Consider the following 20,381-nt stretch of genomic DNA (forward strand, 5'->3'; position numbering starts at 1 on the left):
CCTGGCCCGCGACAACAGAAATGCGGGCAATTTAGTCGCTGTTAGAACCTTAGCAGTGCTGGCAGATGAGGGACTGAGGCGCCAGAACGGCAAGGTAAGCTATTGTGACGGTGGGGTGACTATGGGTCTATTTGTAGTCGCGCCGAACAGTCATGGCGTTCTGGCCAAAACGAAGGCGCTGACCTGTTTTGCCCCGGCTGTGAGTAGCTGGCGAGTGATGATTTCAAGGGTCGCTCCCGTGGTTACAACATCGTCTACCAGGCCGATATGGGCACCCGATATTTCTCCGCGCACGGCAAAGCTGTCAGACAGGTTTTTCAGCCGTTGGTTGCGGCTGAGTTGAGACTGGGTTTTGGTGGATGTTGTTTTGCGCAGTAGTTGCAGATCTACTGGCAGGCACCAGTATTGCCCCAGCCCACTGGCAATAAGTTGAGCCTGGTTGTAACCGCGTTGCCAATAGCGACGCCAGTGCAGAGGAACCGGGGTAAGTATGTCAGGCATATCCTCTGGAGGCCCCAATTGGCGGGCAGCTAGCTGTATAAGGCTGTGTCCGGCGGCCAGGTCCCGGTGGTATTTGAAATGTTGGATTAAGTGGTTGATCGGGTAAGCGTATTGCCAGGCAGCGCTGATCTTCTTTAAGGCGGGTGGCCTCTGTAAACAGGCCGCGCAAATATTATCTTTTGCCGCCGCCAAGGGTAGGGCGCAGTAGCGGCAGCTACGGCCTAGCGCCGGTAGTTCCTGAGTGCAGGCAGAACAGATTCCAACCTCTCCCGATGCTCCGCCGCACAGCAGGCAGCGGGCCAGACTTTGGGCAAGTTTTCTACTGAAAAGCTTGTAAACCATATCGTCTCTTCCGAGTTGACAGCGGTTTGGCCGTGGCTAAACTGGCCAGTCTGGTGGATTGAACGGCAGGCGCTGAATTAGAGCTCGCTGATCGATGCCGCTAGAGCCTGCTAACAGGCTGTGAGTATCCGATTTTAATAAGCAACAGAGAGAGTACGCCCTGTGACTGCCGCCCAGCAAATGCCCGCCGCAGAGATCCGCCACGACTGGACCCGCCAGCAGGTACTGGACCTCTTCGCCATGCCGTTTAGCGACTTGATTTTTACCGCGCAGCAAGTGCACAGAGCTTATTTTGATGCCAATCGGGTACAGGTCAGTACCCTTTGCTCTATCAAGACCGGTGCTTGCCCTGAGGACTGTGCCTACTGTCCCCAAAGTGCCCGCTATGACACCGGGCTGGAGCGGGAAAAACTGATGAAGGTTGAAAAGGTGTTGCAGGAGGCAAGGGCAGCTAAGGCCGGCGGTGCTACCCGCTTCTGCATGGGGGCCGCCTGGCGCTCCCCCAAGAAAAAAGATATGCCTTACGTGACCCAGATGGTACGAGAAGTAAAGGCGTTGGGTATGGAAACCTGTATGACCCTGGGCATGCTAAATGATGATCAGGCCCAGGAGTTGGCGGATGCAGGCCTCGATTACTACAACCACAATTTGGATACTTCGCCGGAATATTACGGTGAGATTATTACCACTCGCACTTACCAGGATCGCCTGGAAACCTTGGGGCGAGTGCGCTCAGCGGGAATGAAGGTCTGTGCTGGTGGCATTGTGGGAATGGGTGAAGGCGATAAAGATCGCGCCGGGTTATTGATGCAATTGGCGAACCTGCCGGAGCACCCCGAATCAGTGCCCATCAATATGCTGGTAAAAGTCGCAGGTACCCCGCTGGAAGAACAAAAGGACCTGGATCCCTTCGAGTTTATTCGCTGCATTGCTGTGGCTCGTATCATGATGCCGAAATCCCATGTGCGCCTATCCGCCGGTCGCGAGCAGATGAGCGATGAGATGCAGGCAATGGCCTTCCTCGCCGGCGCCAACTCTATTTTCTACGGTGAAAAACTGCTGACGACTGCGAATCCGGAAGCTAACGAAGATATGCAGTTGTTCAGTCGCCTGGGTATTAAGCCAGAAGAGTATCAGCAGTACGCCGATGAGGCTGAGGTGGAAGCGGAATTGAACGCTCAGATCACCGAACAGCAAAATGATGCCTTCTTCTACGACGCGGCCAAATGACCCTGAATGAAGTCCTGCAACAGCGCCTCGCCGAGCGCCGCCAGCAGAATCTGTACCGGGAGCTAAAAACCCTCGATCGTGCACCCGGGCCGCGAGCCCGGGTCGATGGGCGGGAGCTACTGGTATTTAGCAGTAACGACTACTTGGGGCTTGCCAGCCGCGAGGAAGTCATCGCAGCACAGAAGGCGGGAGCGGAGTGTGGTGCAGGCGCCACAGCCTCTCACCTGGTTAATGGTCACCTGGATATTCATCACCGCTTGCAGCAGTGCATCGCCGAGGTAACCGGGCGAGAAGCGGCGCTGATATTCTCGAGTGGCTACATGGCGAATATCGGCACTATTTGTGCCCTGCTGGGGCGAGCCGACAATATTGTTTCGGACAGGCTTAATCACGCCTCACTGATTGACGGTGCCCGTTTGAGTGGCGCCAACAGTCTGCGCTTTGCCCATAACGATCTCGCTGGCCTTGAACGCCAATTGCAGCGCGCTACTAGCCGGGGTGGCGCTACTTTAGTAGCGGTGGATGGCGTTTACAGCATGGATGGTGATTTGGCCCCTCTGGCTGAGATTGCCACTCTGTGTAAGCAATACAACGCCTGGTTAATGGTTGATGAGGCCCACGGCTTTGGCGTAATGGGTAGCGAAGCATACCCACTGGCGGGCAGCTGTGCCCTGGCGGGGCTGTCCCAGGAACAAGCCCCGGTTGTGATGGGTACCCTGGGGAAAGCGGTTGGCAATGCCGGTGCCTTTATTGCGGGCTCCCGGTCACTGATAGATTTCCTCACCCAGTTTGCGCGGCCCTATATCTATACCACCGGAATGACGCCAGCAGTGGCTGCCGGCGCCTTGGCTGCTATCGCATTGATTCGCGATGAGCCTCAGTTACAAGGGCGCTTGCGGGTAAATATCGCTTATTTCCGCCGGGGGGCACTACAGCTCGGTCTACCTCTTCAGGCGTCAGCCAGTGCGATACAGCCGCTGGTGTTGGGCTGTGAAAACACTGTGATGGCGGTTGCCAGAGAATTGCAGGAGCGCGGGTTCCTGGTGGGTGCCATTCGCCCGCCTACAGTGCCGCCGGGCACTGCGCGCTTGCGCATTACCCTGAGCGCGGCTCACCGGGCCGAGGATATTGATGAGCTACTAGGCGCGCTGCAGCAGATTTTGCAGGACGCAGGGGTACTGGATAAGTGACACGGGTTGAACACTTGGTTTTCCTGCATGGGTGGGGCGGGAGTGCAGACCTTTGGCGGCCGCTTATAGAATCCCTGGCGCGTCGTCCAGAAGTGCAACTCCACTGTATTGAGTTACCTGGATTTACTACACAAGGTGCTGAGGACTGGCCCCCACTAGAAGCTTTGCTGCAGAAGCTTTACCAGCAACTTCCCCCTCGCTGTATCCTGGTTGGCCACTCCCTCGGCGGTATGCTTGCTGTTCGCCTGGCTTCTATAGCGAAGCAGGACAAAGTTCTGGGGTTAATGACCATAGCTGCCAATGCCTGCTTTGTGGAGCGAGATGGCTGGCCGGGCATGGCCGAGAGCACTTTCAAGGCATTTTTCGATGCTTTTACATCATCTCCGGAGAGTACCTGGGAGCGATTTTGCTCACTACAGGCAAGGGGTGATAGCGCCATGCGCTCTTTGCTTAAAGACCTTAAGGCACAAAAACCTCAAATAAATAGTGATGCCTGGCGGGGAGCATTGTGCTGTCTGGCAGAGTTGGATAACCGCCAATACCTGGAACGTCTGTCCGTGCCCGCACGGCACCTGTTTGGTGACAGGGATGCCCTGGTTCCCATTGAGGCTGCTCGGTCCATTGAGGCGTGTGGGGGCACTATTAAAGTCATACCCGAGACGGGCCATTTACCCCATTGCACCAAGGCTGATATCGTCGCTGAATATCTATTCGAGTTTCTGGGGCCTATTGGCCCCCCCGGCTGAGCCGTTTGATAAGGCTGCGGTAGCTCGCTCTTTTACCCGGGCAGCACAGGGCTACGATGATTGCGCCCATCTGCAGCGGGCAGTCTGCCGGCAACTGTTGGCCCAAGCCGATGACAGCTGGGCACCCCGCACAATCCTCGATTTGGGCAGTGGCACCGGATTCGGTACTGAACTGTTGCGGCGGCATTTTCCTGAGGCGCAAATTATTGCCCTGGATCTGGCGGAGGGGATGCTGAAATTTGCCCGGACGCAAAGACCCGAAGCTGATGGTTACGTTGCGGCCGATGCCGAGCAGTTACCCCTGGCGGCGGGTAGTATTGATTTGGTGTTTTCAAGTATGGCGCTGCAATGGTGCTACCGCCTGCCGCAATTGTTTGCTGAGTTGCAGCGAATACTGGCCCCTGAAGGGCGGTGCCTGGTTGCCACCCTTGGCCCTAAAACCCTGGTGGAATTGAAACAGAGTTGGGCTCAAGTGGATGGGGGTGTACATGTCAATCAGTTCCTGCCCGCCGAGCAATGGCGTGAAGCGGCACTGCACAGTGACCTCAGCGGATTGGTTACGGATGAATTGCGCCTACTGCACTTTGATAGCCTGCGCCAGTTGATGCGGGAGCTTAAGGGAGTGGGTGCACACAATATTAACCGGGCGGCGGATAAAGGTATGACAGGTCGCCGCAAACTGCAGCACTTGTCCGTGGCCTATGAGAATAAGCGGGAAGAGCGTGGATTGCCGGTAACTTACGAGGTGATCTATATGAATCTCACCGCTTGCAGGGCAAAAAAATCCGGCTGACCTGCGCCTATCGCAACGCAGGGAGCCGGGTGCAAGATTGAAGAGATCAGGGGTAGATGTCGATAGGGATTGGCGTCTTCACCAGAGCCCAGATTTCGTCCATTTCGCGATTGGAGGCCACGGCGATACAGCCATCGGTCCAGTTGGTGCGGCGCAGGTGTTTTTCCATATAGGACCATTGGGGCTTGATACCGTGGATCATAATGTCACCGCCGGGACTGACCCCCATTTTGGCTGCCCGTGCACGGTCCTGCTTGTTGGGATAGGACACGTGGATTGAACGGTAAAAACGGCTGTTGGGATTCTTCCAGTCCAGTGTGTAGCGGCCTTCAGGGGTGCGCTCGTCCCCCTGGCGAACCTTGTGTCCCCTGGGGTTATCGCCAAAAGACACGGTATAGCTTTTCACGACACGGCCGTCCCGTATCAGCTGCATGAGTTTCTTGGACTTATAAACTACGACGTGGTCAACGGGATCAACTTTCGCTGAAGCAAAGATTGGCACCAGCAGGAGCAGGGCAAAGGTCAGGTATCGCATGGTCTTTAAGCAGTTCGGGTAGTTGTCGGTTATTTCGCAATGACACCGCATCCCTGCTGTCTGTCCCCTTTAAAAGGGGGTTATTGTGTGAGCGCAACCCCGTGCCTTCTTATCGATGTACGGCCTGATTTGTTCAAAATTTGCGCTACCGGGTTAATTTATCACCATCTGAGTGGCGTGAAAAGTCACGTTATGAAAAAAGTTAACTTTTATTGGAGGAGGGGGTTAGGCCTTGGCAAAAACCTATTTTATCGCCGGTACTGACACCGAGGTCGGCAAGACATATGTGAGCGCCGCACTGCTATCGGCAGCGGCGGAGGCAGGCTTGCAAACGGCGGCAGTGAAGCCTGTGGCATCTGGATGTGAGCACACGGATGATGGCCTGCGCAATGAAGATGCCCTTTTGCTCCAGGAAGCGATGACTCTGAAGCTGCCTTACCAGCAAGTAAACCCCTTTGCCCTGGAGCCCGCTATTGCTCCGCATATAGCGGCCGCAGAGGTGGGTAAGCAGTTAAATGTTGCGCGGATGGCTGGCGTCTGTCGGGGAGTGATGTCTGCAGGGGCCGACCTGGTTTTGATCGAAGGTGCTGGTGGCTGGCGCACCCCGTTGGGCCCAAGAAGCTTTCTGTCCCAGTTGCCCCGGGAACTAAACCTACCGGTCATACTCGTGGTGGGCATGCAACTTGGCTGTATCAACCATGCATTACTCACAGTAGAGGCAATCCGCCGTGATGGGCTTCCGTTAGTGGGTTGGGTAGCCAACTTTGTGCGTGGTGAGGGTATGGCTCGCGCAGAGGAGAATCTGCATACCCTTAAGGCTCTACTGCCGGCTCCTCTTCTAGGCTCTCTTCCATTCGATAGCGCCGCGAACTATCGCAATGCTGCCCAGTACCTGGATATCGATGGGTTAATTGCCCAAGCCGATCACTGATGGGGCGGTAGGATAAGGAGAAGGCGCAAAATGCTGTCCTTACAAGGTGATATTACTAGGCCTGATTATATCTGATTTAAAAAGCTAGTTCGTAGGGCGATATCATTTTCCAGAAGTTGGGCGATATTTCGTGTGTCATCGATACCGGAATGCAGTCGCCCACTAAATGTAAGCCCCGATAGTTTAATAGCCTTGGCTAGGTTGACGCGGTGTCCTTTATTGTCAGCGAATATTTGCTTCACATTAATGTGAGGCAGGTACTGTAAGGGGTTTGCTATTTCCTTTCTGCCTGTTTCCATGCGCAATTGCCATGCATCAAAATTTCCCCAGCTGCCCCATGCGGCTAATTCATAGTTGGAAAGCCAATCTTTGAATTTATCCAGTACCCCGGGTAACAACGAGGCCTTATCAACCTGCTCCTGAGTAATACCCGTTAATTCGGTACAAAATAGTGTCAATTTCCTGTGATGAAAGGGTTTTACGTATAGCTGCCTTTCATCTAATTGAACAAAAGATTTTTGTGTCAAACTTCCCACTATCGCACCCAACTCTATGGTTTCGGCTTCTTCTGGAGGGAGGGGCGGCTCGTTATCACAAGTACATTCGAGATCAACCAAAAGGATACAGGTTTGATTCTTCATCGTTAATTGAGAAGCTTTTTGCAAGAATATTCATGACAATGTTTAATTTATAGTCTATGTAGTTATTCGGATAAAGCTGGCGTGATTTTCTCTAATTTTTCATTATTTCCTAACTCGGTTATTGCAGTTATTGGATTTGCGTTATTGATTTATTAAAGGGGGAAACAAAACGCGCACCAAAAATTTGTATCGTCCAGCAGTAAAAAGTAGATGGATATATTCTTATGGGGATATCTCTTTGATTGGGGTTGGGAAATTGACTACGAATGAGCATACAAATGGCTGGCAACCACCGATTCTTGAAGATCCCAGCAGATACTTGAAACTAGCAAATAATTCTTGGTTTAACTTGCTGGTAGATTTGCAAGACATACTTACTCGAGAGACAGCAATGTTCTGGCGAGGCCAGGGAATTGGAACCGTTCACTTACCTGTTACGACTGGTAGTATTTCGAGCCCAGTTGGGCTGGGCAGTGATTCAATTCCTGTGAGTATTCAATTAAATGGTCAGGAAACATATCTAGCCGACTCCATGCAGTTTCAGCTTGAGTTGTGTTGTCGAATGAAGCCTCGGGGCGCTTATTATCTAATGCCGTCATTTCGTGGGGAGGACTGGGACGCTACACATCTCTGTCAGTTTATGCACAGCGAGGTAGAAATTAGTGGCGACTTGGATGAGGCTATGTCTTTGGCTGAAGGATATATCCGTGTGCTTTGCGAAGCGATACTTAGGGAGCAAGCTGAGTCAATTACACGAGCAATCGGCAGCTTAAGTCACTTAGAGTCAGTGGCAAACGGAGATTTAACTTTTAATTCTGTTACTTTTGATGAAGCCGCCAAGCTTCTTCAGGACAAGCCGGAGTTTATCGATAAAACGGATTACGGGCGAAATCTTACTAGAGCGGGAGAGCGAGAGCTTATCAGAACTATTGGCCCCTTTGTTTGGGTTACCAAGTGGGACCATGGAATTGTTCCTTTTTATCAAGCCATGGATAAAAACGGCTATAGCGCATTAAATAGTGATCTCTTATTTGGATGTGGCGAAGTGGTTGGTTGTGGTGAGAGACATGTTGACGATCTGGCCGTTCTCACAGCTATGAAGGTACATGGGGTAAATCCAGAATCCTATAAGTGGTATACGAATATGAAGCGGGTTTACCCATTGAGAACGGCTGGATTTGGCATGGGTGTTGAGCGATTTTTGATGTGGGTGCTCCAACACGATGATATTCGGGATCTCCAGATATTACCTCGTAGAAATGGATTTGAATTGTCACCATGAGTTCTTTCGATAGGGACCCTTCAAGTTACAATATTTCTAATCAGGTAAGAATTAGCTCACTGGGATTAGCTGAAGATAGAGTACCTCAGCACTTACACCCCATACTTTCATTTATCAATTCATGGGCAAATCAACAAGATGTACCAGTGACTATAACTATAGGTGGAAGCATCGCATCTGGTGAAGCCGATGCTTTTAGTGATTTGGATATCACGGCAGTCTATGAGTCGACTAATCCACTCAATAGGGCCAGAGCTGAATTTGAGCAGATGTTCACCCGGTATTTTAATATTTGCGTGACATTCTCTGCTGTGCATGCGGGAATCCCAAATTTACTTGTTTTCTATACTCGACAAGATGACTGGATTGTAAAGTTAGATATAAGTTTTTTGTATTGTGCAGATCCTCCCTGCTGTATCCAAGAACCATTCATCGTCTTGCGTAAAGATATTCCTATCAACCAAAACACCATGCCTGATACGGAATCAATGTCAGTGCAGGATATTATTCCTCGTTATTGTGGATGGCTTTGGTATACATTTGCAAAAATTAAAAGAGGTGAGAGTCTGGCTGCTTGTGACTCTCTCGCCTTTACACGTAAACATGCCATTATCCCACTTATTCAACAGGCTACAGGTGTTAAATTACAGGGGGATCGGCGATTAGAGCAGCGATTGCCGACCGACTGGGTAGAACAACTTCATAACACTCACCCTCGTACTTTGAAGCCTGAGGATCTTTATTTGAGTCAAGCTAGCCTTCATCAAATTTTCCTGCGAGCGGTTAATGAAATAGGAAAGTCTGATTTGTTACTAGAGGAGCAAAAATATAATCAGCTTGTTGATGTGTTACGACGGCAGGGGCTAACCATTGACTGGCCTGAATAATGATGCAATGTCGGTAAACTTTGGGCGCTCTGGGCATAAGCCCAGAGAAACAATGTTCGAAATGAAAAGTTTACGCTATCAATATGAATAACAGGTTTTATCCTAAGTTAATACCGGGAAAGGCGATAGCAATATATTCACCCTCTTCAAATGTAGCAAGTGAATATCCTGACCGATTAATTCGGAGCGTCAAAGCCTTGGAGCGAACCTTGAATACAAAGGTTGTACTGCCGGAGCAGGTGTGCTTTTCAAGAGGATTTACGGCAGGGACTGCATTGGAGCGGGCTCAGGCGTTTGAGAGTTTATTACTCGATCACTCGATTGCGGGAATCATGTGTTCAATTGGAGGATTCAACTCAGCTGAAATATTAGAACACTTGAATCGAGATATTGTTTGCCGATACCCCAAAGTGTTAATTGGCAACAGCGATGCGACAGCCTTGATTTTAGGTATTTTTAGTTTGAGTGGATGGACTACTTATTTTGGCCCCACGCTGTTACCTCAGTTTGGCGAATACCCTCAGCCTTTTGCTTTTACGATCGAGAACCTTTTTTCTGCCATTGGTAATAATGAGACCTTGACAGAGCTAAGAGATCCTGCTGCATGGACTCGTGAATTTACTGACTGGGGTGAAAGTCCGCAACGGCGTCGTTTGATGGGAAAAGACAGTCACCGAATAGTTTATCGAGAAGGGCTGGGTGAGGGGATATTGTTTGGAGGGAATATAGAGACGCTAAATATGCTTGTGGGTACGCCATATCTTAATATCCCCTCAGATATTATTTTTTTCTGGGAGGCCCACGCTGAAGAAGCGCGACTAGAGAGGGTTCGTCGTGCCCTTACCCATTTGCGTCAATCAGGGATACTCTCTCACGTTAGAGGTATGCTTATTGGACGCTCGCCATATTGCACTGATATAGCCGGCGTCACGCTAAAAGATACGGTTCTTGAGGCTTGTGCGGATTTCGACTTTCCAATAGTGGCGAATCTAAGCTTTGGGCACACAGATCCCATGTTGACTTTACCAATCGGTGTTTTGGCTAATGTTTGTGTAATGAAAGGTAGTGAGGCCCGTATCACAATTGTCTAACTTACTTTTATCAAAACAGGGATGCCCATGCGGTTATTGCTTGAGTACCCCGGGGGAGAGGTCGCAATTTACTGTCTGCCAAAATGATGTTGCGACCGCACTAATACCGATACGGCCGAGAATTAGGGGGAATGTGGTGGTGGTGCCTCACGTCTATCATACGGATTTTTCCACATTCAATCAGAGTGAGTTCCGCGATCTATTTAAGTGTGTCAGGGAGTCTACTTTTGCAGTAGAAAACCTCTATGATCCTGATGGCACCAATGTCTGGTGTGATTGGGGGGAAATTACGGGGCGATCCTATCTTCACTTAGTTTGGGAGATTGTCCCCAGGAGTGACAGGAAAGCGGGTAGAAAATATCGCTATACGGATATTTTTTCGTGTCCGCAATGGAGTTCGCCGGAGAGGGCGAAGGAAGCTGCACGTCTACGCGGTGCTCTCAATTTCTCGAAATAACCCCTATTATAAAACGATCATAACTTGTATTGAGTTTGCTGTGCCTTATACGTTTCGAGTTCGAAGGCCGTGCCCGCTATGTACACTGATGCATTCGAATGTTCCGCTGGTAAAGGAGATGAAGCACGCTTGCCTGGCGGTAAATCCGAGGCAGCGCAGTAAAGGCGCATTGTTAGTAATCCCTTCTTGGCACACGAATCATTTTACCGCTTGTGACTCGGCAGTTTTATCAGATGTCAGCAATTTGATCCTAACGGGTGTTGATATTCTGCGAGAGGCATTTCAGCCAGATGGTATTCATACATTCTGCAATTCTGGAGTGTCCGCAGGCCAGTCTGAAGATCACATGCATGTGCAAATCATCCCGCGATATGCAGATGAGCCCTATTCATTTGTACCCAGTGATGAGATTCCACTATTAGCTGAGGATAAGTTAGCCGAACTCGTCAGCGTTCTACTGCGAAGGAGCGCCAATGTAGACTAGCAGCAGTTTTTTCAGCCGGCTCTAGTGAGCGGTACAGCATCCATTCAACAGATTGTTCCCACTCTTTAGAACTGAGTGCTTGTCAGGTTCCTCAAAGCCCGAGACTGTTGACATTAGGGCGCTTCGGCCCTAGATTCAAACGAGCGTTTGAAACACTTGAATGAGGACCGGGAGCATGGCCGACTATAAGGCGCCACTAAGGGAGATGAACTTCCTACTTCACGAGGTATTTGCTGCGGAAAAACTCTGGGCGGAATTGCCCGGGTTGGCTGGAGCGGTAGATCGTGAGACCGCAGATGCGATTCTCGAAGAGATGGCCAAGCTGGCTGCCAACACCCTGGATCCGATCAATCGCACTGGCGACGAAGAGGGCTGCCAGTGGAATGACGGTGTGGTGACCACGCCGAAAGGCTTTAAAGAAGCCTATGCCACCTTCTGTGAAGGCGGCTGGGGTGGACTGCTGGGCAACCCGGAATACGGCGGCATGGGTATGCCGAAAATGCTGGGCGCTCAGGTTGAGGAGATGATCAATGCTTCAAATATCTCTTTTGCACTCTACCCGGTTCTGACTAACGGCGCCTGCCTGGCAATTGATGCCCACGCCAGTGATGCGCTGAAAGAAAAATACCTGCCCAAGATGTATGAGGGAACCTGGGCTGGTGCCATGGGCCTTACCGAGCCTCACGCCGGTACAGACCTGGGTATTATCCGCACCAAGGCCGAGCCCCGTGGCGATGGCAGCTTTAGCATTAGCGGCAGCAAGATCTTTATCACCGGCGGTGATCAGGATCTGTCCGAAAACATAATTCACCTGGTATTGGCAAAATTGCCAGACGCACCCAAGGGACCGAGAGGCATCTCGCTGTTCCTGGTGCCCAAATACAAGGTGAACGAAGACAACAGCATCGGCGAGCACAATGATGTGAACTGTGGCTCGATCGAGCACAAAATGGGTATCAAGGCCTCCGCTACCTGTGCGATGAACTTCGACGGCGCCCAAGGCTGGCTGGTCGGCGAGGAGAACAAAGGACTCGCGGCCATGTTTACCATGATGAACTACGAGCGTCTGGGTGTCGGTATCCAGGGCCTCGGCGCTTCAGATCGCTCCTATCAGAATGCTGTTGAATACGCTCGCGACCGTATCCAAAGCCGCTCTCCAGCGGGCGCCAAGCAGCCGGAGAAAGCCGCAGACCCCATCATTGTGCACCCGGATGTGCGCCGTATGCTGCTTACCCAAAAAGCTTTGGTGAATGGTGGCCGCGCCCTGTCCACTTACGTGGCCAAGTGGTTGGATATTTCCAAGTTCGGCGAGGGTGAAGAGAAAAGGAACGCGGAGAATATGGTTGCCTTGCTGACCCCGGTAGCCAAAGCCTTTACTACCGATATGGGATTGGATTGCACGATCCTCGGTCAGCAGGTCTTCGGTGGCCACGGTTATATCCGCGAATGGGGCCAGGAACAGTTGGTACGCGATGTGCGTATTACCCAGATCTATGAAGGAACCAATGGTATCCAGGCTCTGGATCTGGTGGGCCGTAAGACTGTAGCCACTGGCGGTGCTCTATTCGAATTGTTTGCTGCAGATGTACAGGGCTTTATCGATGCCCAGATTGATCGAGAGGAAATGGCAGAGTTTATCCAGCCGCTCATCGCTGAGATGCAACGCCTGCGTGAAGCAACTGAGAATATGGTTGCCGCCACTCAGCAAGACCCCCACGCACCGGGTGCTGCCTCTGTAGAGTACCTGCACCTGTTCGGCTACGTCGCTTACGCCTTTATGTGGGCGAAAATTGTGTCTGCGGCGCTGCCGAAAGCGGAAGCGGATAGCTTCTACAGCGGCCAGATAAAGACAGCGCGCTTCTACTTTGCTCGCCTGTTGCCACGTACCCAGGCATTGGCCGGCAGTGTCAATGCAGGCAGCGCTAGCTTGATGGACTTGGAGGAAGAGCTGTTCTAACAGCCCCCAAAGAAAGTGTTAAAAAGCCCCGCATCGCGGGGCTTTTTTGTGGAGCTGTAGAAAGCTTTCTCCTAAACTCAGGGCACAAAAATAACGAGCGAAAGTGCCCATGTTAGATCCCTCCGAAAAGAAACTCTCCGATGAAGACCAAGCCAAGGTCGATAAATACCTGCAGTCCGGCATCAACAGTGTCGAACGCAAGCCTTTCCGTCCCTGGGTATTGTTACTAGGCTTGTTAGCGTTATTGACGCTGCTATCGTTGCTGAGCCTGTATATCGCCCAGACAAAAGGTATCGTTTAGCGCGGCGTGGAGCTTCCCAAGTGCTGGAGTAGCTGCCATTCGTCACCGGAAACTGGCTGGATAGACAGGCGCCCCTGTTTTACCAGCACCATCTCAGCCAATTGGGGGATGCCCTTGATTTCTGCGAGGGGCACCGGCCGTTGGAACTCACTTCGCCAGCGAATATCCACGCAGTACCAGCGCGGTTTATCTTCGCTGGCCTTGGGGTCAAAGTACTTGCTTTCCGGGTCGAACTGGGCCGGATCGGGGTAGGCAGAGCGAACCACTACAGCGGTGCCCACAACTGCCGGCACCTTACAGGCACTGTGATAAAACAGCACGCCATCTCCTTCCTTCACCTTATCGCGCAAAAAATTGCGTGCCTGATAATTGCGGATACCATCCCAGCTACCGCAACCGCTGGATTCGGCAGCGAGGTCCTGGAGGCTGTATTCATCGGGCTCAGATTTAAATAACCAGTACGTCATGCGGCAGTTTGTCTCTTTGCTGCGCCGGTTGGTGTTTCGCCGGCTTTCGACGCCATTTAGTATGAAGCTGCCGATTAGTGTCAAATCGGCGCATAGATTTTTACCCAATAAGCGGGAGATTATGGGAAGCAAAACACTTCAGTGGCTCTCACAGAAGCTGGCCAGTCGTCGCTCACAGTACTGGGCCCTGCAGCTTTCTGGTTGGGGGGGCTATACGCTGTTGACCTTTGTAGGCAGTTTTTTCTGGGTGAATGATCACTGGATTCACTCTGGTTACATCATAGTTGCCACTACAGCGGGGGTTGTTCTCAGCGAGAGCATGCGTTTGGGTTTTCACCGCCTGTGGAGTAAGCCTCCGGCACTGAGATTGCTAGGCTCTTTACTGCTGGTGGTAATGGCGGCAGTGATTTGGGCAGCAATTAAATTCGCCGGCTCCCTGTGGCTTTATGGTCACGACGGTGATGAGCACCCGGCACTCCTGGCTATCTACTGGTTCACCTATTCATTTCTGATTCTGATGACCTGGGCGGCGCTCTATTACGGCATCAAGTATTACCGCTCCTCTCAGGCGCAGCAGGAGAAGGCGCTGCGGGCGGAATCAATGGCGCACCAGGCTCAATTAAAAATGTTGCGCTACCAGTTAAATCCGCACTTCCTGTTTAATACGCTCAACGCAATTTCTACTTTGATCCTCGATAATGACGGGCGCACGGCCAACAATATGGTGACGCGCCTGTCCCAATTCTTGCGCCACTCTCTGGATAATGACCCTATGCAGAAGGTCACCCTGGCGAAGGAAGTTGAGGCGCTGATGTTGTATCTGGACATTGAGAAGGTACGCTTCGCCGATCGCTTGGGGGTGAATCTGGATTTACAGGGGGAGTCGCCCCAGGCTCTGGTGCCGAGCCTGTTGTTGCAACCGTTGGTTGAAAACGCGATCAAATACGGGATTTCACAGCTGGAGTGGGGCGGTGAGATTGGCATCAAGTCACGGGTTTTCGCCGGCGAATTGTTACTGGAGGTCAGTGATAACGGCCCCGGCATGTCGGAAGAGGAGCTGCGCCTGATTGGCAAAGGCTACGGAGTGGGTATTCGCAATACCTGTGAGCGCCTTAAGGCCCTTTATGGCGATGACCAGAGAGTGCGTTTCCGCAACCGCCCAGAAGGGGGCTTGTCGGTAAATATTCGTATTCCCTTTGAACAGGAATAAAGAGATGAGTGGAGTAGAGACCCTGAGGGCGATCGTTGTCGATGATGAACCCCTGGCTCGTCGCGGTTTGCGGCTGCGCCTGGAGCAGATGGCTAATATCGAGGTGGTTGCAGAGAGCGGCAATGGTCGCGATGCGTTAGACAAAATACTAGAGCTGAAGCCCAATGTAGCATTTGTGGATATCCAGATGCCCGGCGTAAACGGTTTGCAACTGGTTCAGTTGATTCCGGTGGACTCTCTACCTCATGTCGTTTTTGTCACGGCCTACGACCAGTATGCGGTAGAGGCTTTTGAAATCAATGCGGTGGACTACGTATTAAAACCCATCGAAGAAGAGCGCTTGGAGTTGGCTCTTACCCGAGTCAGGGAACAGAGAGCTAACGCTGATATCGCTAACCAACGAGAGCAATTACTTGAAGCTGTTGCCGATTTGACCAAGGAATCCCCTGAGGTGCTGGAGCAGAAGCTGGTTAGCGGGCAATTTGCCGGCAGTGCCTATCCGGACAAAATTGCAGTGAAAGATGCGGGCAAAATAACTTTGGTGCCCTCCAGTGAAATCGACTGGATCGATGCTGCCGGTGATTATATGTGCGTTCACGCTCGGGGTGAGACCCATGTGATGCGTATCACCATGAAAGAACTGGAGCAGCAGTTGGACCCGAAACTTTTCCAGCGCATACACCGTTCAACCATCGTCAATTTAAGTCGGGTAAGGGAAATACGTGCCCATATTAATGGCGAATACCATCTGGTGTTAGATAGCGGTGAATGTTTAAAAATGAGCCGCAGCTATAAAAATAAAGTCCAGCACTTCCTCTGATTCATAACTTTTATATGGCTCTCGGTTGAGGCAGCAAAGCAGCTGGGTTTTTCAGCTATAGCGCTGCCTCTAAATACATGGATTTCATTTTGTGAATTTGTATTTTCTTTCCGGCGAATAAACGGGCTCTTCATGGCCTGATCGAATTTTCCTGGCAACTAGTCGCAATTGCCTTGTAAGGAATTCATATTCCGCTAGCCTTCAGTCCCAATAAAAAACTGGGGCTGAAGTAATGGCATTAACACGCGCCGCTTTAAAAAATCCCGCTGCTGCGGGGGTCGCAGTGGTTATGGCTGTTCTGCTTGGAGCTTTCCTCGCCAGCCAGCTGCCGGTTCAACTTTTCCCCGATATCGACAATCCTCGTATCGCTATCCAGGCAGGCTGGAGAGCGGCCGCACCGAAAGAGGTGGAGGCGGAAATTGTCGAGCCGATCGAATCCGTATTACAGGGCCTCACCGGTCTGGAAATGATGCAAGTCAACGCCGGTCGCGGTGGCGCCTGGGCAAACCTGGAATTTGCCATGGGCACCGATATGAACAAGGTGCTGATTGATGTTATCAGTCGTATGAGCAGCCTGCCGCCACTGCCCCGGGATGCGGAGCCACCGCGAGTAATGCTGGGTGGCTGGGGTGGCGATGCCACAGCACTGACCTATTTCTTTCTGCAAAAATTACCTGATAACCAGAATAACCTGGATGACTACGCTGGCCTGATCGAAGATGTACTGCGCCCGGAGTTGGAGTCGGTGCCCGGGGTTGCCAGTGTCCAGGCCCAGTCTGGGAGTGCGGCACAGGAAGAGTTACAGATTATTTTTGATCCCTGGAAAGCAGCTGAACTGGGAGTAGAGCTGCCTACAGTGAGTCGGCAGCTGGCGTCTGCCAGGGATGTCTCCGGCGGATTTACCGACGTGGGGCGTCGTCGCTATACCCTGCGCTTTGTCGGCGAGTATGAACCCAGAGACTTATCCGAATTAGTGTTGGAATGGCGCAATGGACAGCCGGTGCGCCTGGGCGATATTGCTGAGGTCAAGGTGGGGCCGTCAGAATCCCGCGGTGTCACCACGCAGAATGGCAACCCGGCAGTTTCTCTCCGTATTAACCGTACCAACAATGCCAATATGCTGGCTACTTTGGAGCGGGTTAAGCAAAAAGTCGCTGAGCTGAATGAAACTAAATTGAAAGCTGAGCAGCTTGTGCTGGTGCAATCATTTGATGCATCAGTATTTGTTTATCGGGCTTTAAACTTGCTCGGCGGTAATATGATTTTAGGTATCGTATTAGCTGTCGGAGTGCTCTGGTGGTTTATGCGACGCATGCGTGCGACCTTGATCGTTGCCGCAGCGATTCCAATTTCATTACTTTCGACCTTTGTGGTGCTGTCGGCCGCAGGCCGCAGTGTGAATGTAATTTCTCTGGCGGGACTGGCCTTTGCCACCGGTATGGTGCTCGATGCTGCGATCGTAGTGTTGGAGAATATTGTGCGCCTGAGAGAAAAAGGTCGGGGGGCAGAGGAGGCTGCGGAGCAGGGTGCAGGCCAGGTGTGGGGTGCACTGTTGGCCAGTACTGCGACAACCGTTGCGATATTCCTTCCGGTATTTTTCCTTAACAGTGTCGAAGGGCAGGTCTTCGGTGACCTGGCCCTGACTATTGCTGTGGCTGTGGTGTTTTCCCTGTTGGTTGCGGTGGCTGTGGTTCCCCTGGCTGCGCGTTTGTGGCTACCCTCTATCTCTACTGAAGACCGTCTCTCCCGAGTGTGGGAAAAAATAACTGCGCGGGTAATGGCTTTGACGAGTACCAGGACCCGCCGTTGGCAGGTGATCGGGGGCTTTTATTAATGCCCATGGTTGCGACTTATTTATTCTTACCAAACCTGGATTATTTACCGCCGGTAAAAAGAGATGCAGTTGATGTGTGGATGAATTTCCCCGCATCCACTAATACCAAAACTTTAGAAACAGAAATCGTCAACGAGTTGGATAAGCGCATGGCACCCTACATGAGTGGTGAGCGCGAACCAGCCCTGAAGAACTACTACGTGATCACCTGGCCGAATGGCGGCACTATGGGAGTGCGGGTTAAGGATATGGATCAAGCCAAGGAGATGGAGAGAATCCTGCGGGAAGAAATCCTGGTGGATATTCCTGATTTCCAGGGATTTGCTGCGCGGGGTAATCTGTTTGGCCAATTCGGTGGTGACCGCAACATTGCTTTACATCTGCAATCCCGTGATGCCGAAGCATTGATGCGTGCGGCTGCCCTTGGGGTGGAGGTTGTTGAAGAGGTGATGCCGGGAACGCCGGTGCAGACCAACCCGGGCTTATCTTTATCAGAACCTGAATTGACAGTGCGCCCCAATGATCGCGCAATGTTGGAGCAGGGTTGGAATCGCCAGGATATGGGCGGACTGGTTCGAACGCTGGGCAATGGTCTCTATGTCGGCGAGTATTTTGACGGTGAAAAGCGCCTGGATATTATTTTTAAAGCGCAGCCCTGGAGTACTCCCGAGCAACTGCAAAATACGCCGCTGGTAACGCCCCGTGGAGAAGTGGTGCCGCTCAGTCAGCTGGCCAGTGTGGAGCGGACTGTGGGGCCGGGCAGTTTGCGCCGGGTTGATGGTCGGCGCACTATTACACTGAATATAGTACCGCCGGAAGAGGTGTCCCTAGAAGAGGTGCGCGCACAGCTGGAAACGGATGTATTGCCGAAGATTCGCGAAGCTCTGCCCGCTGACGGGAGTATTTTGGTGGGAGGAAATGCCAGTGACTTGGATAAGGCGTTGGCTTCGCTTTCCAAGAATTTCCTGTTAGCGCTGCTAATTTTATTCCTGCTGATGAGTGCACTGTTCCGCTCCTTGCGGGATGCCTCTCTGGTACTGCTCACCGTGCCCCTGGCGACAGTGGGCGGCGTGTTGGCGCTACAAATTTTAAACTTGATCGATTTCCAACCACTGGATCTGCTCACCATGATTGGCTTTGTGATATTGCTAGGCCTGGTGGTGAATAATGCTATTTTGCTGGTACACCAGACGCGAGCGGCAGAAGTGGCGGGTAGCACTCGGGTGGACGCGGTAGAGCAGGCTTTACGCCTGCGTTTGCGCCCTATTTTTATGAGTACCCTGACCAGCGTGTTTGGCATGTTGCCACTGTTGGTTGCTCCCGGTGAGGGCAGTGTTATTTACCGCGGCCTGGCCGCAGTGATTGTGGGCGGCATGGCAGTGAGCACGCTCTTTACCCTGGTTTTATTGCCGGCATTACTGCAAACCGGCAGCCTGCCGCTACCCAAATTTACGGCTATGCGCGAAAGGTTTGCCCTGAGGAGTTCACAATGAAGAAATTACTCGCAGGTATCGTTTTATCTCTGAGTGCCAATGGCGTTTGGGCACAGGGTGATCCTATTGCGGTATTGGTGGATCGGGCCCAAGTTCGGGAAATTGCTCCGAGTCAGTGGTCTGCAGGTGAGGTGGTGAGCCGACGGGATATCCTGGTTTCTTCTGAACTGGATGGTGTGTTGGAATTTGTCGCTGAGCCCGGCAGCTTTATTAAAAAGGGTGAGCGCCTGGCCGAGCTGGACAGTACTCATTGGCGATTACAGCTGCGCAATAGTGACAGCCGTATTGCACAATTGCGTGCGCGGTTGACCTATATGGATGCTCAGTTAAATCGACTGAGTAAGTTGGCGGAAACCAATAGTACCTCTCGAGCCGCATTGGAAGAGCAGCAGGCTGAGCGCGAGGCAATGGCTCAGGACCTGATTGCGGCTCAAATTGAGCGCGACCGCCGGGCCTATGAATTATCTAAAACAGCCATTGATGCAACCTTTGATACTTTAGTGGTGAGCCGCGAATTACAGGCGGGAGAATATGTGCGCACCGGTTCGGAATTACTGCGAGCCCTGGATATGTCACAGATGGAAGTGGAGGCGGATATTCCCTTGACGGCTCTGCCGCTGATTCGCATCGGTGACACAGTGGCGCTGCGCAGTGATTCTGTCTCTCTGCCGGGAGAGGCACGGGTGGATGATCAATTATTTAGCGGCCGGGTACGTCAATTTGTGCCTGTGGCCAGCGATCGCTCCCGGCGAGTTAAGCTGATGGTAACTTTGCCACAGAGTGCGCCGGAGCAGTGGGACTGGATTGTCGGTATGCCGGTACAGGTCTCTGTGCCCATTGCGCAGGCGCAGGCCACCATGTCTGTGCCAAGGGATGCCTTGGTTTTAAGAAATGGCGATACCTTCGTATATCGAGTGGGCGAGGAGGATAAGGCTGAGCGATTATCTGTGCGTATCGGCAGTGGCGATGGTGAATGGGTGTCGGTAAGCGGTGATCTCACCAAGGGCGATCGTGTGATAGTGCGTGGTGCTGAGCGCTTGCAGCCCGGACAGGAAGTTAAAGTGCTGTCGGAAGTGGTGCGAGATAAAGAGCCATTACAGGCGGGCAGTGGCTAATTCCTGATTTTTCCTGAAGGCCTTCTGATCAAATACAGGGTGACTCGCTGCTTGTGATCGCCCTGGCCCTCCTA

General features: G+C 52.0%; 20 protein-coding genes. 16 read left to right on the plus strand and 4 right to left on the minus strand.

What is annotated here, in order from left to right:
* Positions 1–150: 150 nt before the first annotated feature.
* Positions 151–843, minus strand: coding sequence for a ComF family protein (locus tag QT397_05235; protein ID WNZ56765.1), 693 nt, complete (start codon positions 841–843; stop codon positions 151–153).
* 180 nt (positions 844–1,023) lie between these two features.
* Here QT397_05235 and bioB point away from each other — a divergent pair, with 180 nt between their 5' ends.
* From bioB to bioC, 4 genes are read left to right on the plus strand one after another with little or no spacing between them, the layout of a single operon-like run.
* On the plus strand, positions 1,024–2,073 hold the full coding sequence (gene bioB, locus QT397_05240; protein ID WNZ58502.1) for a biotin synthase BioB: 1,050 nt from the start codon (positions 1,024–1,026) through the stop codon (positions 2,071–2,073).
* Positions 2,070–3,263 (plus strand): 8-amino-7-oxononanoate synthase, encoded by a 1,194-nt coding sequence (bioF, locus tag QT397_05245; protein WNZ56766.1) that lies wholly within the window; start codon positions 2,070–2,072, stop codon positions 3,261–3,263. The genes bioB and bioF overlap by 4 nt, the downstream gene beginning before the upstream one ends.
* Positions 3,260–4,009 carry an alpha/beta fold hydrolase gene (locus tag QT397_05250; GenBank protein ID WNZ56767.1) on the plus strand — a complete coding sequence of 250 codons (750 nt, stop codon included), beginning with the start codon at positions 3,260–3,262 and terminating at the stop codon, positions 4,007–4,009. The genes bioF and QT397_05250 overlap by 4 nt, the downstream gene beginning before the upstream one ends.
* Positions 3,993–4,802 (plus strand): malonyl-ACP O-methyltransferase BioC, encoded by an 810-nt coding sequence (gene bioC, locus QT397_05255; GenBank protein ID WNZ56768.1) that lies wholly within the window; start codon positions 3,993–3,995, stop codon positions 4,800–4,802. The genes QT397_05250 and bioC overlap by 17 nt, the downstream gene beginning before the upstream one ends.
* A gap of 46 nt (positions 4,803–4,848) precedes the next feature.
* Here bioC and QT397_05260 read toward each other — a convergent pair whose 3' ends face one another.
* On the minus strand, positions 4,849–5,388 hold the full coding sequence (locus QT397_05260; GenBank protein ID WNZ56769.1) for a L,D-transpeptidase family protein: 540 nt from the start codon (positions 5,386–5,388) through the stop codon (positions 4,849–4,851).
* Between the two features lie 181 nt (positions 5,389–5,569).
* Between QT397_05260 and bioD the strand changes: the two genes are divergently transcribed.
* Entirely contained in the window at positions 5,570–6,268 is a 699-nt protein-coding gene (bioD, locus tag QT397_05265) for a dethiobiotin synthase (protein WNZ56770.1), read from the plus strand.
* A gap of 65 nt (positions 6,269–6,333) precedes the next feature.
* Here bioD and QT397_05270 read toward each other — a convergent pair whose 3' ends face one another.
* A complete protein-coding gene (locus QT397_05270) occupies positions 6,334–6,933 on the minus strand; it encodes a 3'-5' exonuclease (GenBank protein ID WNZ56771.1) in 600 nt (199 codons plus the stop codon).
* Positions 6,934–7,228: 295 nt separating this feature from the next.
* Between QT397_05270 and QT397_05275 the strand changes: the two genes are divergently transcribed.
* From QT397_05275 to QT397_05300, 6 genes are all read left to right on the plus strand, one after another.
* On the plus strand, positions 7,229–8,191 hold the full coding sequence (locus tag QT397_05275) for an amino acid--tRNA ligase-related protein (protein ID WNZ58503.1): 963 nt from the start codon (positions 7,229–7,231) through the stop codon (positions 8,189–8,191).
* A complete protein-coding gene (locus QT397_05280) occupies positions 8,188–9,078 on the plus strand; it encodes a hypothetical protein (protein ID WNZ56772.1) in 891 nt (296 codons plus the stop codon). The genes QT397_05275 and QT397_05280 overlap by 4 nt, the downstream gene beginning before the upstream one ends.
* Positions 9,079–9,161: 83 nt before the next feature.
* On the plus strand, positions 9,162–10,169 hold the full coding sequence (locus QT397_05285) for an LD-carboxypeptidase (protein ID WNZ56773.1): 1,008 nt from the start codon (positions 9,162–9,164) through the stop codon (positions 10,167–10,169).
* Between the two features lie 575 nt (positions 10,170–10,744).
* Positions 10,745–11,110, plus strand: coding sequence for an HIT family protein (locus QT397_05290; GenBank protein WNZ56774.1), 366 nt, complete (start codon positions 10,745–10,747; stop codon positions 11,108–11,110).
* Positions 11,111–11,285: 175 nt separating this feature from the next.
* The gene (locus QT397_05295) at positions 11,286–13,067 is read left to right on the plus strand and encodes an acyl-CoA dehydrogenase C-terminal domain-containing protein (GenBank protein WNZ56775.1); all 1,782 of its coding nucleotides are present in this window, start codon (positions 11,286–11,288) and stop codon (positions 13,065–13,067) included.
* Between the two features lie 109 nt (positions 13,068–13,176).
* Positions 13,177–13,368: a DUF3094 family protein gene (locus QT397_05300; protein WNZ56776.1), complete on the plus strand. Its 192-nt coding sequence runs from the start codon at positions 13,177–13,179 to the stop codon at positions 13,366–13,368.
* Here the strand turns inward: QT397_05300 and QT397_05305 are convergent.
* Positions 13,365–13,835, minus strand: a complete 471-nt coding sequence (locus tag QT397_05305) for an EVE domain-containing protein (GenBank protein WNZ56777.1) — start codon at positions 13,833–13,835, stop codon at positions 13,365–13,367. The two genes, QT397_05300 and QT397_05305, sit on opposite strands and share 4 nt — an antisense overlap.
* 121 nt (positions 13,836–13,956) lie before the next feature.
* On the opposite strand from QT397_05305, the gene QT397_05310 reads away from it, so the two are divergent.
* The 5 genes from QT397_05310 (at position 13,957) to QT397_05330 (ending at position 20,307) form a co-directional block, all read left to right on the plus strand.
* Complete coding sequence (locus QT397_05310) at positions 13,957–15,045, plus strand: histidine kinase (protein ID WNZ56778.1); 1,089 nt, start codon at positions 13,957–13,959, stop codon at positions 15,043–15,045.
* 4 nt (positions 15,046–15,049) lie between these two features.
* Complete coding sequence (locus QT397_05315; GenBank protein WNZ56779.1) at positions 15,050–15,865, plus strand: LytTR family DNA-binding domain-containing protein; 816 nt, start codon at positions 15,050–15,052, stop codon at positions 15,863–15,865.
* 232 nt (positions 15,866–16,097) lie between these two features.
* A complete protein-coding gene (locus QT397_05320; protein ID WNZ56780.1) occupies positions 16,098–17,699 on the plus strand; it encodes an efflux RND transporter permease subunit in 1,602 nt (533 codons plus the stop codon).
* On the plus strand, positions 17,672–19,192 hold the full coding sequence (locus QT397_05325; protein ID WNZ56781.1) for an efflux RND transporter permease subunit: 1,521 nt from the start codon (positions 17,672–17,674) through the stop codon (positions 19,190–19,192). Before QT397_05320 ends, QT397_05325 begins: the two co-directional genes overlap by 28 nt.
* Positions 19,189–20,307: an efflux RND transporter periplasmic adaptor subunit gene (locus QT397_05330; protein ID WNZ56782.1), complete on the plus strand. Its 1,119-nt coding sequence runs from the start codon at positions 19,189–19,191 to the stop codon at positions 20,305–20,307. The genes QT397_05325 and QT397_05330 overlap by 4 nt, the downstream gene beginning before the upstream one ends.
* Positions 20,308–20,381 lie beyond the last annotated feature (74 nt).

It is taken from the genome of Microbulbifer sp. MKSA007, from assembly GCA_032615215.1.
Taxonomy (GTDB): Bacteria; Pseudomonadota; Gammaproteobacteria; order Pseudomonadales; family Cellvibrionaceae; genus Microbulbifer.

Coding starts and splice junctions, on each gene's coding strand:
- QT397_05310 (WNZ56778.1), top strand. CDS start 13,957: ATGGGAAGCAAAACACTTCAGTGGCTCTCACAGAAGCTGGCCAGTCGT.
- QT397_05305 (WNZ56777.1), bottom strand. CDS start 13,835: ATGACGTACTGGTTATTTAAATCTGAGCCCGATGAATACAGCCTCCAG.
- bioB (WNZ58502.1), top strand. CDS start 1,024: ATGCCCGCCGCAGAGATCCGCCACGACTGGACCCGCCAGCAGGTACTG.
- QT397_05295 (WNZ56775.1), top strand. CDS start 11,286: ATGGCCGACTATAAGGCGCCACTAAGGGAGATGAACTTCCTACTTCAC.
- QT397_05235 (WNZ56765.1), bottom strand. CDS start 843: ATGGTTTACAAGCTTTTCAGTAGAAAACTTGCCCAAAGTCTGGCCCGC.
- QT397_05290 (WNZ56774.1), top strand. CDS start 10,745: ATGAAGCACGCTTGCCTGGCGGTAAATCCGAGGCAGCGCAGTAAAGGC.
- QT397_05300 (WNZ56776.1), top strand. CDS start 13,177: ATGTTAGATCCCTCCGAAAAGAAACTCTCCGATGAAGACCAAGCCAAG.
- QT397_05280 (WNZ56772.1), top strand. CDS start 8,188: ATGAGTTCTTTCGATAGGGACCCTTCAAGTTACAATATTTCTAATCAG.
- bioF (WNZ56766.1), top strand. CDS start 2,070: ATGACCCTGAATGAAGTCCTGCAACAGCGCCTCGCCGAGCGCCGCCAG.
- QT397_05285 (WNZ56773.1), top strand. CDS start 9,162: ATGAATAACAGGTTTTATCCTAAGTTAATACCGGGAAAGGCGATAGCA.
- QT397_05260 (WNZ56769.1), bottom strand. CDS start 5,388: ATGCGGTGTCATTGCGAAATAACCGACAACTACCCGAACTGCTTAAAG.
- QT397_05315 (WNZ56779.1), top strand. CDS start 15,050: ATGAGTGGAGTAGAGACCCTGAGGGCGATCGTTGTCGATGATGAACCC.
- QT397_05330 (WNZ56782.1), top strand. CDS start 19,189: ATGAAGAAATTACTCGCAGGTATCGTTTTATCTCTGAGTGCCAATGGC.
- QT397_05320 (WNZ56780.1), top strand. CDS start 16,098: ATGGCATTAACACGCGCCGCTTTAAAAAATCCCGCTGCTGCGGGGGTC.